We start from the raw sequence: 15,536 nt of genomic DNA on the forward strand, positions 1-15,536 counted from the left end.
CTCTATCTCTGCTTTTGAAAAAACACCTCTTAATCAACTACTTAACAACACACAAATACAAATGCCGGAAAATAACATTTGTAACCAATTGAAAACCTTTTAATTATACTTGGACACTAATGAGCGGGGGTAGTAAGTTTGTTGATGTAAACGTTGAAATTGCTGACTTGACGGGTGTATTTTATTTGCTGCACCAGCCTCCATTGCCGCTGCTCTTCGAATGGTGATGGTTTTCGCAAGCTGGTGCGAGCTTGTAGCTCGTACCTCCATTTTTAAGAACCTTTGCTATTTTCTTACTTCTTCAGCAGCTTTACAAATTTCTGCAGTATGTAAGTACGAGCTACAAGCTCGCACCAGCATAGGGCTTCAGGAAATCGCTGAAAGACTTCCTTTCTTCTTCCGTCCATTGTTGATTGATGAAAACCAGGTCTTTTTCGTCTATCTTTTTATTATTTGCCATGGCTGCTTCAATAACGCTATCCAAAAACCAGGCTGACACGTCTGCCCAAGCCATCTTCAAAAATCCGGAAGAGCGTAGAAAGCTGAATATCGCACTTGCCATTTTCTATTCTGGAGATGTAGCTTTTTTTGGTGCCTATTTTCTGCGCCAGCTGTTCCTGCGTTAAATTAGCTTCTTTGCGGGCTTCTTTCAGCATTTCGCTTATTACAAAGTACTGCGCTTTTTCTTCAAAAGCGTCACGTTCTTTTTCTCCTATTTTGCCGTATTTGATGTCCAGAAGTTCATCGAAGGACTTAGCGTTTCTTATTTCTTCCTTTTTCATCTGTATTCTCTTTCTGGTTGAAATATTCTTTCATTAACTTTTGTGCTAAGGCAAGCTCTTGCCTTGGCGTTTTCTGGCTTTTCTTTTGAAAGGCATTGAAAAGTATGATAATGTTTCCTTTATCGAAGCAGCAAAAAATACGGTAAATATTGCTATCCATTTCTATCCTTATCTCAAACAAGCCATCTGTGCCTTCTATATGTTTGAGAAACTTTTTTGGAACCTGCTCGACCGTTCTAAGCAGTTTAAAGACATATTCAATCTTTTCCTGTACCCTTGCCGTCTGTTCCAGATAGAAGTCTGCAAAATACTGCCCGTGAAATAAAATCTTCCTTTCTGTTCTCACGCCACAAAGATAACTTTAAAGTTAACAATTCTAAAACGAGAGGAGGTCGAAAAAGTTTGTTGAGAACTAGAACAGGAGCTAAACAAGTATATTGCGATACTATTAAACCCTCACTCCCGCTTTTGCTCCTCTGGTTGATGCCGCTCTTCCATATAATCGGGCGTAAACTTATCCAGGCTTTCAAAGAGGTTTTGCCAGGGGGTGTGAAATGGGATTAGGTAAAGGGCGTTACCAAGCCTTTTCACATAGACTTTATCAGCCTCTATTTTGTGGCTCTCTGGAATATGAATCGCCTGCCCGCCCGTCTCGTTTTGTATACCAATCGTTTCGAAGTCCATGTTGTTGCATGTAAGGAATGCTTTACAAAATAACGATTCCGTTGCAGCTTTCGTTTAGCTATAAGCTTTGAGATGGCTGCTTCGATGCGTGTGTTTTCTTTGCTGCACCAGCCTCAATTGCCGCTGCTCTTCGAATGGTAATGGTTTTCGCAAGCTGGTGCGAGCTTGTAGCTCGTACCTCCATTTTTAAGAACCTTTGCTATTTTCTTACTTCTACAGCAGCTTTACAAATTTCTGCAGTATGTAAGTACGAGCTACAAGCTCGCACCAGCAAGGGAATGCTTGTGCTGGGCATACCGGATGTTATTGATTATAATGTTCCCAGGCATCTGAGTCTCCCTCAAATGCTTCATAAAATGCCATTTCATCCCAACTCTCATAACCGTACAAACTTGGACCATTATCATATCTATCATCATCTCCATCATAGCCTTGGAACTCAGAAGCCTCAATTTTAGCCTGATTCAACTCCTTTATTTTCTCAGGAAAACTGAAGTACTTTATCTCCATATCAGGACAATATTCATAGATGCCACCGGAGAGAACCATGTTTTTTCTAAATACTCTGATACCTTTGAAAATAGAAATTTCTAGCTTCTCTAATAAGTCTATATTATTAGCAGATAGAAAGAAGTTATCAATGTTCTTAATACACCAAAACAGATAACCAGGGTCAGCACCAACCAAATATCTAGTGTGATAACTTTTACTAAACTCAGCCAGCGAAACAAAACCACCTATCTCATATCCTATTCTACTGTTACAAATGGAAATATATTGCTCTAACGGTGGCTTTATATTATTACCTAATTCGCCAAATTCACCATATGGAACTCCTTCATCATTTGTCCTAGTTTCATAAAAAGTTAAAGCTTGAATTTCGTAATCATTAACTTCAAATTTATCAGCTAGTTGGAAACACTGACTATCAAAATTGTTTTCAAATCTAAATCTTACATCATCAGTATTTAGTAGAAAGTTAAGGTAGTCCCTCAATAGCTGTCGGTCTATATTTAATGTACCTTTATATACATCAATCAGGCTCAAACCTTTGTACTTGCCGAAGGCAAACTTCTCTTCAATTTCCATAAGTTAAACCATTAAATTTTGAGATACCTACCTCAACAGACTTTATATCTACCAAAAGTTAAATAATTCCCAGGACTTTTAAAAGCTACCTATACTGTTGCTTACTGTCTCTTTTAAGCTCTTGTAGAGCCTCCGACAGCAATTCGGAGGCTACATATTATTGGCTTCCTTTTATTGCTTTTAAATTTCTGAATTCTATGGAAAGTTGTTTTAAATCTAGAACAGAATATTTTAGATTTGATTTTACCGGAAAGCTTGAATAAACCACAGAAATAAAATTTGACCAACTTAAATCTGAAGTTTTTTCGATAATAAGGTTAGAAATTTCCTTTAATTCAGTATCAAGATTTACTACTATATTTTGAGGGTCTCGTAACCTAAATTTATCTGTAATACCACCATAAGGATTTTGTTTACTGGTGATGTCAAAAATGGCAGGATTATCTTTCATCAAGTTAATTACATCATCAACATAAGGACCATAGTGATTATATATCCATTTTATGTTTGTTGCTTGTTCTCCATTATCGATAGCATATTTCCAATCTATTAAATATATTAATTTAACAAGCCGTGGCTTTGACAACTCCTCAAGCTTTGGGTATGTAAGTAGAACATACTTTACAAGTTCCATGAGTGTGTTCATAAATCAAGATCTTTGTTTTCTAATGCTTTAACACCATTATTTTTCTCTATAAACATAATTAAAGGTTGTTTCACACCTGCTAAACTTTCTATAATATTCTCTTTAGCAAATGCTTTTTCTTTTTCGCTTTCAAATACTAACACTGCCTTAGGATTGTTATCAAAGCCATTAACTCGATAAACGAAATATGTTCTGGACTTCATATTCAAATTATCAACAACCTCTCTTTCAATAGGACTTATTTCGTTAACTTTTTTAAAATAAGTATCTCCACTCCGATTTAATGGATCTGGTAAGTCATCAACAAAATATTCCCCTTCTGCCCAACCTTTCCCAATAAACCCCTGTTTTAGCGGGTATTTTGGTCGTCCTTTCTCCATCAAATTGGGATTAATTGAAGACCGCCCAATCAAAACAAAACTATTTTGATAAACTTTGTAAACACTAATCCTTTCAGAGTGAGTAAAATCCAAGTTCTTTACTAAGAGTTTGATATATGAATTAAACAGCTCATTTGTTTCTTGGACAATTTCTGATAAAGTTGATTCCAAGTCTCTTATTTTTTCTCCTTTTTCCTTTTTATCATTTTCTAAATCAGAAACGTTCTTGGCATGTGCAACAGAAACTATTCCAAATATGAACGCTATAAGAACTATTAGATAATAGAATAACTTACCAATCTTGAATTGTGAAATGCCGAAGACTGATACTGTCCATTCATTAACATTAGAAATATCTATTACCGATAGCAGCAAAACGGCAATTCCTGAAACGTACAGAGACTTATCAAATAACAAGTCAATAAAAGTATGAAGTGACTTTCGCATTACATTCTACGTGCTATCATTAAATTAATTTGTATTGCACAATAAATAAATTATTTATCAATATTTTTAATTCTTACCCCCTCTTCCTCATTACTTCCCTTTCCAAACCCCCTCAAAACCTCCTGAATCCCCTCAAGCCCTCCAGCAATATTCTCCATCTGCGCCAGCACCTGCCCGGTCTGATTTCCGTCGCCGAAGCTTTTTAGTTTCAGGTTGCGGACGAAGGTAGTTTTGATGTCTTGCCAGCGCTGTTGTTCGGCTTCGGTTTGCAGGCCCAGCAGCTCTTTGAACTTGAGCATGTTGGCTTCGGCACCGGTTGTGAGCGTCTGCGACTCCGACTCGTAGTGCGAGAGGAGGAGCGTTTGCAGCTCCTGGTCGTTCATGATAGGCATTACCTTTTCGGCCAGCTTGTTCATGTTGCGGTACGAGCCCTGCAGCTTGAATGGCGGCTCGGTGCGGTACTCGTCGGCCTGGGCTGCGGAGCGGATGTACTCCAGGTTCACCTTCAGGATGACGTCCTGGATGCGCAGCAGCTTTCGGAGCACCTGCACGTACTCGTTCAGTTCGGCGGCGGAGTGGTTGGCTTCGTAGCTCAGGCCTTCGCTGCTGCCGGTTTGCGCCAGCTGGAGGAGCGTGTACACGTCCTGCTGACTGCGCCCTGCCAGCTTCGCCAGCACGGCGTTGGAGGTGAGGGCGTTTTCGAGGTAGCTGAGCTTAAATACCGCTTCGGTGTCGCCGATGATGTCGCCAAGGTTGTAGATGTCGGCGCGGTTGGCGAGCATGTCCGGGATGCGGAATTTCTCGCCAGTTTCGGTGTAGGGGTTACCCGCCATCACCACGCATACTTTCTTGCCCCGGAAGTCGTAGGTTTTGCTTTTGCCTTTGTACACGCCTTCTATTTTGCGCTGGGCGTCGCAGAGCGAGATAAACTTCTGCAGGAACTCCGGGTTGCAGTGCTGGATGTCGTCGAGGTAAATCATCACGTTGTCGCCCATCTCGAAAGCCAGGTTGAGCTTGTTCAGCTCTTCGCGGGCAGCAGCGTTGGGGGCTTCTGCCGGGTCGATGGCCGTTACCTGGTGCCCGATGGCGGGTCCGTTTATCTTCATGAAGATGATGCCGAGGCGGTTGGCGATGTACTCCATGAGCGTGGTTTTGCCGTAGCCCGGAGGCGAGAGCAGGAGCAGCATGCCCATCAGGTCGGTGCGCTTGGTTTCGCCGGCTGTCCCCATTTGTTTAGCCAGGTTGGCGCCGATGAGCGGGAGGTACACCTGGTCGATGAGCTTGTTGCGCACAAACGACGACAGCACCCGCGGCTTGAACTCCTGCAGGCGCATGGCTTCTTCGTAAGTAGCGGTGAGCTGTTTCTTCAGCTCCGTAAACGCCTGGTATTGCGTGGCCGTGGTAGCGGCATAGGTGCGCAGCTTGCCCAGGAACCGGTGGTACTGCAAGGGGTAGGTCTGCTCCTTTACTACCGGGTGCACGCCGTGCAGCTGCGTGATGGTTTCCTGCATGAGGATGTGCACCACCTGTTCGCTGTTGTAGCCGTTGCGCAGGAGCAGCACCGCCGCCTCCGGCACATAGGCCAGCAGCTCCGGCTGGTTCTCCTGCAGTACATAGGCCTTCAGCCAGTGCTGTACCAGCTCGAACTGCGGCACAGGTTTGCCTGCCAGTGCTTTTACAGAGGCCTCATAGGTAGGCAGCGCCTTCTGCTCCTGCAGGTACTCCCGGAAGTTATCGTACAGCGTGGCGGCCAGCTTGTCTACTACAAAGCTGTCGCCGCGGGTGAGCTCCCGGAACAGGTACTCGCCTGCTTCTTTGGCGCTGGCTGCCAGGAATAGTTTCGTGTTTTGCTGGAAAGCCTGCAGCTCCTGCTGCAGTTCGTGCAGCACGTTGTCGAACTGGTGCGTGTCGGGGAAGACCTCCAGAATGGCGCCAATGCCTTTGAGCTGGTGGTGGAGCGTCTGCTTTTGCTTTTCGGGTGCGAACACGTTCCAGTACAGCTGCGCACCGGCACGCGCTTCGGAAGAGTAGCGCAGCAAATCGGCGGTTTTGGTCAGGCGCACGAGGGCGCCCAGCAGCAGGGCCGCATCGTGGTCGTGCACGCCTTTGGTGTAGCCTTCGTTGAAGCGGGTGGCCATAAAGCGGGCTACGTAGTCCTGCAGCTCCGCCGCCGTGAGCTTGTACAGCTCGTCTACGGTCAGGTAAGTGATGCCTTCGCGGGCGGAACCGGTTAGCGTTTTGTCCTGCGCTGCCTCCAGCACCTGGTAGGCCAGGTACTCAGCCCGGTATACGGCGTTGTTTTCCGATACGAGCGTCTGCTCCCATACCGGTTTGTAGCTGATAAAAGCTTCGTCGGTTATCTTCTCGAAGAAGTCGGTGCCGGTGAGGTGGAAGAACATGGCGCCGTCGCGGTGCACCACGCTCAGCTCGAAAGGCTGGGTATTCACGGTGAAGTGGTGGTTGCCGAACTTCAGCACGTTGGCGCCTGCCACGAACAGCTCCTGCTTGTCCTTGAGCTGCCGGATGGCATCTTCTCGCACCGTTTTTAGGCGGCTCTGGATGGTGTCGGCTTTCACGGTGTCGCCCATCTGCAGGAGTTCCTCCACGGTATTGCGCACCTTCTCCAGCATGAGGTCGGAAGCAAAATAGCCGTTTATTTCGGTTACGCTGCCCAGCTTGCTGATGCGGCTCTGCACGGCTTTCAGGATGCGGTCTGCGGCCTGCTGCAGCGTGTTCGCCCGCTTGTTGCGCGCCTCCTGCAGGGCCACCTTTTTGGTTTCGAAGGCGCTGTAAATTTCCTCGCGCTTTACCGTGAGCTGCTCTACATACTCATCAAAATCGGCAAATTTGCCTTCCAGTTCCTCGAGCTGCACCATCAGCTTGGCCAGGTACTCCTCGCATTTCTGCGGCGTGTCACACACATCCAGGTAACTGATAACACTCTGCCCTATCAGCTTCACCTGCGAGTTGAATTCGGCTTTTCCTTCGCGGCTCAGCAGCTCCCGGCGGCGGCGCTTGAGCGTAGCTTTGGCCTGGTTAAAGGTGCTGTAGATGCCCGAGATGGTGTCGATAATGCTGGTGGTCTGGGTGGCGTCTTCAATCTTGAGGTTGCTCACAATGTCTATCAGCATCTCCAGCTCCGCCGCAATGCCGGCAATTTCCTTATCGACTGCATCCGCCTCCACTACCTTGGCCACTCCTTCGATGGCCGTATTTATTTCCAGCACCCGCTGCTCGTAGGGCTGCAGGGCATCGGGCTTGAGCAGGAAGGTAACGGTGGCGTTGGCCGTGTTCTGGGCAAAGTCCAGCAGCTGCGCCTCGTAGGCCTCTATCTTCATGAGGTCGGCGTACCGCAAATCGCGCAACGACACCACCTCGCCCCGCACCGTGCGCAGCTCCGCCAGGTGCTTCACATAATCGTTGATGTGCCCCGCCTTCTGTAGCTTCAGCTTGCTAATGAGTTCATCGGCATGCCCCAGCACCTTGTCCAGCTGCGCCTGCGTGCTCTTCCGGATGCTGACTACCTTCTCGTACTCGTCCACCGCTGCCGTCGCCGTCTGCCGGATGGCCCCCAGCGGCTCCGCCAGGTTGTAGGTTTCTTCGCGCGTGAGCCAGTGGTAGGAGTCGAGGATGTCGGTGGTGAGCTTTATCAGGTCGAGGTACAGGTTGGCGTAGGTGTCGCCTTTCTGCAGCAGCGTGAGCAGCTCGGTACACTCGGCCATGGCCCGCACGATGTCCTTGTTGCCGATTTTATACAGGTACGAGTCGTGCGTTACCGGAATGCTGAAGTTCGGCCCGATGTAGGGCGTCTGCCAGATTTGAATGGCGTGGTGCCGCTGCGGCTCCTCGTCGGCACGGAAGTAGCTCAGCTCCCCGTTCTCAAACACCGCATAGCCGTGGCAGATTATCGGCGTCTCGATTTTCAGGTTGATGAGGTTGTACGACAGTAGCAGGTAGGTGCCGTGCTCCCGGTTGTAGAACACGTACAGGAAATCCTCACCGTTCGGCGACACGATGCGCTTCTCGAAAAGCATGTCCGTTAGGTTGTTGTCGAACTCCTTGTACTCGCCCGTCTGCAGGTAATAGCCATAAGGGTAAATGATGCCCTGGTTGTCGGGCAGCAGCACACAACTCTGCTCCAGCGCATCGATGCGCCGCGCCTCTTTCAGCTTGTGGTTGAAAACAAAGTAGCGGTACTTGTTCTCGCGGTAAGGCTTTATCTTCAGCAGGATGATATTCCCGATAACCGCGTAGTAAAACTCCGCATCATCAAGGCTCTGGTCCTTGTCCTCCACCTCTTCGGCGTAAATACCATGCCCGGAGTCAGTGTTGTCTTCTACTTTGATGGTGAGGTCGCCGCCCACGGTTTCCACAAACACCTTGTCCTCGATGGAAATGTGCGGGTGCCTGCCCTTGCGCTGCGCATCCCGGACGGTGCGTTTCCAGGTAAAGTCGTGCTGGTTCGGGAACACGTATTCGTGGTCGGAACGGTTGTCGACGTACACCAGCTTATCGCCCTGCACCGCCCACTTAAAGGTCTTGATATCGGAGGCGCTTTTGCCAATCCGGAACAACATGAACAGGTGCGTGCCCAGCAGCGCGAACTTGACAAACTGCGTGTTCTTGTAGTACTTGTAGAGCTTGTGGAAATCGTCTTCGAAGGTCTTGTTGTTAATCAGCTCCAGCGGCTGCTCATGGAAGCTGTGCCCGGCATAAGTATACACGCCAAACACATCCCCCAGCCCCACCTCCGACTTCAGCCCGATGTGCACGTTGTACCCGAACAGCAGGTACGGCCCAACCGCCACCATGTCCCAGGGCACGCAGTTGTTTTCCGTCGTAATCCGCTCCGTTGCCAGCAGCTTCGTCTCGATAGCGCCAAACACTTTCTTCCGCTCCCGGTTCAGCTGGTCGAGCTGCGCGCGCAGTTCCCCACCACTCTTCTGCAGGCGGTTGCGGAGTATTTCGTACGTGCCGCCTTCGAGTTGTACAGTGGCTGTGGTGGCTGGTGCTGTGGTATTGTTATCTTCCATGGGGATGGTTTCAGTTAATTTTGTCTGAATTTGGATTCATCAGATTAGGGGATTAATCAGATTCTTGTCTGAAGCAGGATTTTCAGGATAATAGGATTTTCAGAATTTCCTACACCCATTCTCCAATTCTGTTAATTCTAAAATTTTGTAAATCCTGCTTCAGACAAATTAATCCTGTTAATCAGTTAAATCACTGTAAATCCTGGTTCAGACGGTTTTCATAGCTTAAGTTGTACTAATGGTCGGGGGCAAAAGGCAGCTGCCTCATCCCTTTCTTTGCAAAAAATCCATCCCCCTCTTGTCATTCTGGAAGAATCTTGTGGGCAAACTGCAGAAAGGATGGCTACAATGAAACTACACCTGACTTCTGCCTTCATACTACAGCATGATGTTATTTCTTTTAGCCAGCTTTTGTGGGTCTCGCCCACAAGATTCTTTCAGAATGACAAAAGAGAAAAAGTATTGGCTTTCCCCTTGCTCATCCTCGCTTATTCGGATTTATCGATCCGAATGTTAACTGTAGCGGATTTCTTAATCCGCGTAGCTCAATGGCTGGTTTACACGGGTCTGGAGACCCGCAACAGTTGTACTTCGGATTGGTAAATCCGAAGTAGCTGATGTAGCTTATAGCTTATGCATCTCGACCCGAATCCTGAAAATTCTAAAATTCTGAAAATCCTGATTCAGACAAAATAGCTTCGCCGAAAGACCTCGCAGTGTGCGCAGCTCCTGCGAGTGTCTGGGCCAGCAGCTTTTCTGCCACGAGACGCTCGCAGGTCTTGAAGACGCTGCGAGGTCTTTGGAGCAGGCGGCGTTGCTAATTCAAAGAAATATAAGGCTTATCTGCAATCCCCATGGCCGTCGCAGTAGTCGTCAGCTGCTTCAGCGTGCTCAGCGTGTGCTCATCCGCGTGCTGCATCATCTTCAACAATAGCGCGGATACGCTCAGGTTGCGGACGTCTTCGGTGTCCATGCCGAACTGGTTTACGAAGCGCTGCAGGTTGGCTTTGAAATCTACGTGGCCGTGGCTGTCGGCTTTGAAGAAAGTGTCTTTTACCGACTCCAGCACGTTGCTGTTGCTTACCAATCTGTCTACCTGCTTGCCTTTAGTGATGGAGCCTACAATCTGGTCGAAGAACATGGTTTCGCCACCTACGATGTCAATTTTCGCGGCTTTCAGGGCTTCGGCGATCACCTCGGCCTGCGAGGCGGCGATGTCTTTCTGAATGTTGATTTGGGCCAGTTCGATGGACTTGTCTTTCTCCAGGCGCAGCTTGAATTCTTCGTGCTCTTTGCCCACCCCGTCGAGTTTGCGCATGGCTTCGGCTTTTTCTTCGATGCCTTTGGCGTCTACGGTGAATTTCTCGCCGGCTACGCGTGCTTCGGCCAGACCGCGTTTTTCTTCGGCGGCGGCCAGGTTTTCTACTACGCTCGCATCGGCAATACCTCTTTCTTTCGCTACTTTGGCAGCTACCAGGCCTACTTTTTCGTCGGCTTCGGCCTGCGCTTTGGCTTTTGCAGCTATCACCATAGCCTCTGCTTCGCCTTCCAGCTGACGGGCGTGTGCTTTGGCTTCCATTACCTGTGCTTCAGATAAACCAAGCGCTGCGGCTTGTTTTGCTTCGGCTTCGGCCATGAGTTTGATGGCCTGGGCACGGTTCGTAGCGGAGGCTTGTTCTGCTTCGGCATCGATGAGCAGTTGCTTGGCCCGGAACTCGGCGGCCTGGCGGGCGGCTTCGGCGCTCTTTATCTCTTTCACCAAAGCCTCTTCTGCTTCTTTCTCGGCATTTTTGATGGCAACTGATTTCACACGATCTGCCTCCGCAAAAGCTACGGTATCTTTGATTTTCTCCTGCTCTTCTACCACCGCTTTCTCCACGGTTACACGCTCCCGGATGATGCTCTGGATGTTCTTGCGCTCTTCTTCGATGGCTTTTTCTTTCTCGATCTGCGCCAGCGCCACAATGCGCTCCCGCTCATTTGCCTCCAGCGCACGGGCCTGCTGTACGCGCTCGGTTTCCACGGCATCGGTGCGCTCTTTGCTGCGCTCAGCTACCAGTACCTGGCGGTCGCGGTTCTGCTCGGCTATCTTTACTTCTTCGTCGGTCTGGATGCGGGCTTTTTCGGCTTTCAGGCGCTCTTCCTGGCGCACTTTCTCCATCTCGGCATTTTCGCGGGCTTTGATGTTGGCAATTTCACGACGCTGCTTTTCTTCGTTTTCAGCCAGCTGCTTTTCCAGCTCCAGGATGGTTTCCTGGGCCTCTACGTTCTGCTTTTTGATGGTCTTTTCCTTCTCGCGCTCAATCAGGTTGGCCTGCACTTTTTGCTTGGCCGTCAGGTCGATGATCTTCTTGATACCTTCGGCGTCGAGGATGTTGTTTTCGTTCAGGTTGGTCAGCGGTGTCTGCTCCAGGTAGTCGATGGCGCAGTCGTCGAGGATGTAGCCGTTCAGGTCGGTGCCGATGGTCTGCAGGATCTGGCGCTTAAACTCTTCCCGTGCCTGGTACAGCTCCACGAAATCGAAATGCTTACCCACCGTCTTCAGCGCTTCAGAGAACTTGGCATCGAACAGGCCTTCCAGCGCAGCATGGTCCGATGCGCGTTTACAGCCTATCGACTGCGCTACCTGCACCACGTCTTCCGGCGTTTTGTTTACACGCAGGAAAAAGTTCACCTTGATGTCGGCACGCAGGTTGTCTTTACAGATCAGGCCCTCAGAGCCGGTACGGGCAATCACGATGGTTTTGAGGGTGATGTCCATTACTTCCAGCTTGTGGATAACCGGCACCACGAACATCCCGGAGAACGATACTTTGGTATCGCCCAAACCCGTCCGCACCAGTGCCTCGCCCTGTATGGCTTTCTGGTACATTTTAATTACAAAGGCAATGATGCCAAATACGGCTACTGCTCCTATCAGAACAGTAGCTAAACTAAGCGCTCCTAACATGGTTAAATTGTTTCGTAAGGTTCTATCAGATAAATTTTATTTTCAGCATTATAATCAATAACAAGGGCCGACTGGCCTTTGAGCAGGCTTTGACCGGTCGTGGCCCTGACGTTGAGCAGCAGGGGTGCACCGGCTGTTTTTACGGCCGCCTGCCCCAACTCAGCATCGGAAGCCGGCAGCACCACCGTGCACACCTGCCCGATTATCGTTTCCTTGGACGCATGCTCTTTTTCCAGCGCGGCAAACAGTTTTACAAAGGGAGTAGTGAACACTTTAGAGATAAACAGCGCCGCTACAAAAGCCGGAACAAGCATCGCCCATCCCGCCACCACCGACTCAAGCTGCAGGTAGTGGATGGCCAGCAAGGTAATAATCCAGAAAGGCAGCGCCAGGAAGGTCAGGAACACCATCAGCGGGACTTTGCCCAGGTTAAAGAATCCCAGCGCATTGTTCAGCCAGGCCACAGACGATGCGCCGTCGGCCTCCGTTTCCAGGTTTAGATCGGCTTCTATTTCAATGTCGAGGAAGTCCAGGTCCAGCAATCCGGAGATGACGGCCACCCAGTAGAGCGTCACAAAAAACAGCAGGGCCGTAGGAAGGATGCCTACAGCCGAAAAAGCAGCCTGTATAAGTTCTGTCATAGCAGTAGTTTTTACAAGGTCAGCTTATAACGGATGCCTTACTTTCTGGGAACGCCCAATGAGCAGGTACAGTAAAGGCCCCAGTACAGGCACAAAAATGATGACCACTGCCCAGACCAGTTTTTCGGTGCTGTTTTTGAAAGTGCTCCGCAGCACATCAATCAGCGCCCAGAGTAACAGCAGGAAGGGAACGACCCCGAAAAAGACCAACAGGATCAGTTCCGGTATGCCAAGTCCTCCGACAAAAAGTAAATTGTTTGTTTCCATTGCATTTTAGTTGTTAAGTTCCGGTTGTTGGTATGGTTTAAGTTAAAAAACCAGGTATTCTCCCTATCAGCCTACTGCAAGCCGGCCCGGAAATGCCCTGCAGCAGTTCCGGAACCTACAGCACACGGGTTGCCAGGCAACAGCCGCGACAGATCACTGCTGTTGCTCCTAATTGTAAAATATTCAGAATTAGCTGCGGACACCTTACTTTGTTTGGTGCTATAATAATACTAAAAAAATCAAACACATTCAGCGCAATTGCACTATTTTTTTATTATGCCGTGCTGCACGAAGAACAGCAGCTGCTACCGGGTTCGCAGATCCGGCTCCTTCTGAAGAAGATACCTTGTGTTAACGGTGTAGTAGGGGGGATTTTAAGCAGCAGCGGGAGTGGTGGCTGGTGCTGCAGAACAAATGTAACGTAACCGATACGCCGGAACCCGAAGCTGCTGCAGTGGCTATGGTGACTGCAGCAGCAAACAGTTTTTGAACGACAGAAGCCGGGTTGCTTCTCCCGAAAATACTACAACAGGTTTTTCTTTACATAGGCATAGCTCTGCCCGATGCTCCGGAAAGGGTCGATGGCAAAATTTTCCTGCTCCACTAAAATATGTTTTACACCGGATAATTTAGTGTTTTCGAATATCTTCCGGAAATTGATGGAGCCGCTACCTACTTCGGTGTTCAGTTTCGGATTGGTTTTGTCCATGTCCTTCACGTGCCACAGCTCAAAACGCCCGGGGTTTGCTTTGAACAGCTCCACCGGCTCAAGTCCTGCCCGCACTACCCAATACAGATCCAGCTCAAACTTCACCAGCTCCGGGTCCGTTTCTTTCAGCAGGATATCAAAGCCCGTGGTATTGCCGAACTTGTCGAACTCGAAGGCGTGGTTGTGGTAGGCCAGCTGCAGCCCGGCTTTTTTACAGGCTTCTCCCGCCTTCGATATTTTGTCTGCTACGCGCTTGTAATCGGAAGCACTCCGGCGCAGCGACTCGCCCAGGTGCGGCACTATGATGTAGTGCATACCCACTACGTTTGCTGCTTCGATGTACGATTTCAGGTCGTCTTCTTTACCGGCTGCTATGTACTGGTCAAAGCCAAAGTGGCCGCTGGGGGCGGTAAGTTTATGGCTTTGCAGCAGTTGTTTAAACGCTTTGGGTTCCAAGCCCCAGAACTTGCTTTCGCGGGAATAGCCATAGGTCTCCACTTCGGAGTAACCTGCTTTGGCTACTTTGGCAATTACGCTTTTCACATCTTTGCTTATCTGGTCGCGCAAGGTGTAAAGCTGTATCCCTATTTTCTGGTTCGGTTTAGCCAGCAAGGCCGCTGGAGCAACCAAGGCTCCGGCAGTCAGGAGCCCGGCTTGTTGTAAAAAAGCTCTTCGGGAAGACATGTTAGAAGTTAGAAAGTTTAAAAGTTAGAAAGTTTGGGAGTTAGAGAGTTTAGGAGGTAGAGAGGTAGAAATTTTGGAATTTTTGTAGGGGTTGAAAATCTTCAACCCTGTAACAGACGTGCGTTTAGCTGTAGAGACGTGGTGACCGCGTCTCCTGCACGAGCCACGATCCTGCACGAACCACAAACAAACCCAATCCTGCTATTCCTTAAATCTTCTTAATCTTGTTCAGACAACCCTAATCCTGAAAATCCAAAAATCCCGTAAATCCTGATTCAGACAAAAAGACAAACATAAAATCACAAACACCATTCCATCACTACCATCAACGGTCACACATCGCAAATCTGGACGGCTTTTCGCAGCGAGGCCAGTTTGTCAGGTTGCGCCGGCATAAACTCCTGCGCTACATAACCTGTAAAACCGGTGTCTTTGATGGCACGCATGATGGCTGGGTAGTTCAGTTCCTGGCTATCGTCTATCTCATGGCGGCCCGGTACGCCGGCGGTGTGGTAGTGGCCGATGTAAGCGTGGTTGTCTTTGATGGTCCGGATTACGTCGCCTTCGTCTATCTGCATGTGGTAGATGTCGTAGAGCAGCTTGAAGTTCTCCGACCCCAGCCGTTTGGCCAGTTCCACGCCCCAGGCGGTTTTGTCGCACTGGTAGTCTTTGTGGTCTACTTTGCTGTTGAGCAGCTCCATCACAATCGTCACCTTGTGCTTTTCGGCCAGCGACAGGATCTGCTGCAGCCCTTCGGTGCAGTTTTTCAGGCCGGTTTCATCGTCCATGCCCCTGCGGTTGCCGCTGAAGCAGATCAGGTTTTTGTAACCGGCTTTGGCTACCAGCGGAATCATGTCGGTGTAATTTTTGATGAGCGTGGCGTGGTTTTTTTTGGTGTTCCAGCCATCGACCAGGCTTATTTCGGCACCGTTGCACATCGTGGATTCCAGTCCGTGCTTCTTCAGCACCGGCCATTCTTTTGGCCCCACCAGGTCGATGCCGGTGATGCCCATGCTTTTCGCGGCCACACTTAGTTCATCCAGCGACAAATCTTTAAAGCACCAGCGGCAGACGGAGTGGTTGATGTTTCCTTTGAGCTTATAAATTGCTTCCGGTTCCCTGGCAGCGGCGGCAAATGGCAGCATTCCTGTAGCAGTTAGTGCGGCAGCCCCTGCAAGAATCCCCTTGACAGACTGCCGGCGTTTAGAATTAAATGACATAAAT

General features: G+C 49.1%; 12 protein-coding genes. All 12 read right to left on the reverse strand.

All coding sequences use genetic code 11. The features are described 5' to 3' along the window. Positions 1–476: 476 nt before the first annotated feature. Complete coding sequence (locus tag DCW36_RS01235; protein WP_114783479.1) at positions 477–782, reverse strand: helix-turn-helix domain-containing protein; 306 nt, start codon at positions 780–782, stop codon at positions 477–479. Beyond that, positions 754–1,128 (reverse strand): type II toxin-antitoxin system RelE/ParE family toxin, encoded by a 375-nt coding sequence (locus tag DCW36_RS01240; RefSeq protein ID WP_114783481.1) that lies wholly within the window; start codon positions 1,126–1,128, stop codon positions 754–756. Before DCW36_RS01240 ends, DCW36_RS01235 begins: the two co-directional genes overlap by 29 nt. 110 nt (positions 1,129–1,238) lie before the next feature. Continuing rightward, positions 1,239–1,466 carry an AbrB/MazE/SpoVT family DNA-binding domain-containing protein gene (locus tag DCW36_RS01245; protein WP_114783483.1) on the reverse strand — a complete coding sequence of 76 codons (228 nt, stop codon included), beginning with the start codon at positions 1,464–1,466 and terminating at the stop codon, positions 1,239–1,241. A gap of 303 nt (positions 1,467–1,769) precedes the next feature. Then, a complete protein-coding gene (locus DCW36_RS01250; protein WP_114783485.1) occupies positions 1,770–2,555 on the reverse strand; it encodes a hypothetical protein in 786 nt (261 codons plus the stop codon). A 157-nt stretch (positions 2,556–2,712) separates the two neighbouring features. After that, positions 2,713–3,189, reverse strand: a complete 477-nt coding sequence (locus DCW36_RS01255; protein ID WP_205702852.1) for a Panacea domain-containing protein — start codon at positions 3,187–3,189, stop codon at positions 2,713–2,715. Between the two features lie 8 nt (positions 3,190–3,197). After that, positions 3,198–4,028: a hypothetical protein gene (locus DCW36_RS01260; RefSeq protein ID WP_125185485.1), complete on the reverse strand. Its 831-nt coding sequence runs from the start codon at positions 4,026–4,028 to the stop codon at positions 3,198–3,200. Between the two features lie 50 nt (positions 4,029–4,078). After that, on the reverse strand, positions 4,079–9,061 hold the full coding sequence (locus DCW36_RS01265; protein ID WP_114783491.1) for a DNA repair ATPase: 4,983 nt from the start codon (positions 9,059–9,061) through the stop codon (positions 4,079–4,081). A gap of 817 nt (positions 9,062–9,878) precedes the next feature. Then, on the reverse strand, positions 9,879–12,011 hold the full coding sequence (locus tag DCW36_RS01270; protein ID WP_114783494.1) for a flotillin family protein: 2,133 nt from the start codon (positions 12,009–12,011) through the stop codon (positions 9,879–9,881). Positions 12,012–12,013: 2 nt separating this feature from the next. After that, positions 12,014–12,652 carry an OB-fold-containig protein gene (locus DCW36_RS01275; protein ID WP_114783496.1) on the reverse strand — a complete coding sequence of 213 codons (639 nt, stop codon included), beginning with the start codon at positions 12,650–12,652 and terminating at the stop codon, positions 12,014–12,016. Between the two features lie 24 nt (positions 12,653–12,676). Next, entirely contained in the window at positions 12,677–12,919 is a 243-nt protein-coding gene (locus DCW36_RS01280; protein ID WP_114783498.1) for a PLD nuclease N-terminal domain-containing protein, read from the reverse strand. Between the two features lie 523 nt (positions 12,920–13,442). Continuing rightward, the gene (locus tag DCW36_RS01285; protein WP_114783500.1) at positions 13,443–14,312 is read right to left on the reverse strand and encodes a sugar phosphate isomerase/epimerase family protein; all 870 of its coding nucleotides are present in this window, start codon (positions 14,310–14,312) and stop codon (positions 13,443–13,445) included. Between the two features lie 332 nt (positions 14,313–14,644). Next, positions 14,645–15,532 (reverse strand): hydroxypyruvate isomerase family protein, encoded by an 888-nt coding sequence (locus DCW36_RS01290; RefSeq protein ID WP_114783502.1) that lies wholly within the window; start codon positions 15,530–15,532, stop codon positions 14,645–14,647. Between the last annotated feature and the right edge of the window lie 4 nt (positions 15,533–15,536).

Source organism: Botryobacter ruber (genome assembly GCF_003347595.2).
Classification (GTDB): domain Bacteria; phylum Bacteroidota; class Bacteroidia; order Cytophagales; family Hymenobacteraceae; genus Pontibacter; species Pontibacter ruber_A.

Bases quoted from the DNA above. Each gene is read 5' to 3' on its own strand.
- DCW36_RS01260 (WP_125185485.1), bottom strand. From the start codon at position 4,028: ATGCGAAAGTCACTTCATACTTTTATTGACTTGTTATTTGATAAGTCT.
- DCW36_RS01285 (WP_114783500.1), bottom strand. From the start codon at position 14,312: ATGTCTTCCCGAAGAGCTTTTTTACAACAAGCCGGGCTCCTGACTGCC.
- DCW36_RS01270 (WP_114783494.1), bottom strand. From the start codon at position 12,011: ATGTTAGGAGCGCTTAGTTTAGCTACTGTTCTGATAGGAGCAGTAGCC.
- DCW36_RS01245 (WP_114783483.1), bottom strand. From the start codon at position 1,466: ATGGACTTCGAAACGATTGGTATACAAAACGAGACGGGCGGGCAGGCG.
- DCW36_RS01235 (WP_114783479.1), bottom strand. From the start codon at position 782: ATGAAAAAGGAAGAAATAAGAAACGCTAAGTCCTTCGATGAACTTCTG.
- DCW36_RS01275 (WP_114783496.1), bottom strand. From the start codon at position 12,652: ATGACAGAACTTATACAGGCTGCTTTTTCGGCTGTAGGCATCCTTCCT.
- DCW36_RS01250 (WP_114783485.1), bottom strand. From the start codon at position 2,555: ATGGAAATTGAAGAGAAGTTTGCCTTCGGCAAGTACAAAGGTTTGAGC.
- DCW36_RS01255 (WP_205702852.1), bottom strand. From the start codon at position 3,189: ATGGAACTTGTAAAGTATGTTCTACTTACATACCCAAAGCTTGAGGAG.
- DCW36_RS01290 (WP_114783502.1), bottom strand. From the start codon at position 15,532: ATGTCATTTAATTCTAAACGCCGGCAGTCTGTCAAGGGGATTCTTGCA.
- DCW36_RS01265 (WP_114783491.1), bottom strand. From the start codon at position 9,061: ATGGAAGATAACAATACCACAGCACCAGCCACCACAGCCACTGTACAA.
- DCW36_RS01280 (WP_114783498.1), bottom strand. From the start codon at position 12,919: ATGGAAACAAACAATTTACTTTTTGTCGGAGGACTTGGCATACCGGAA.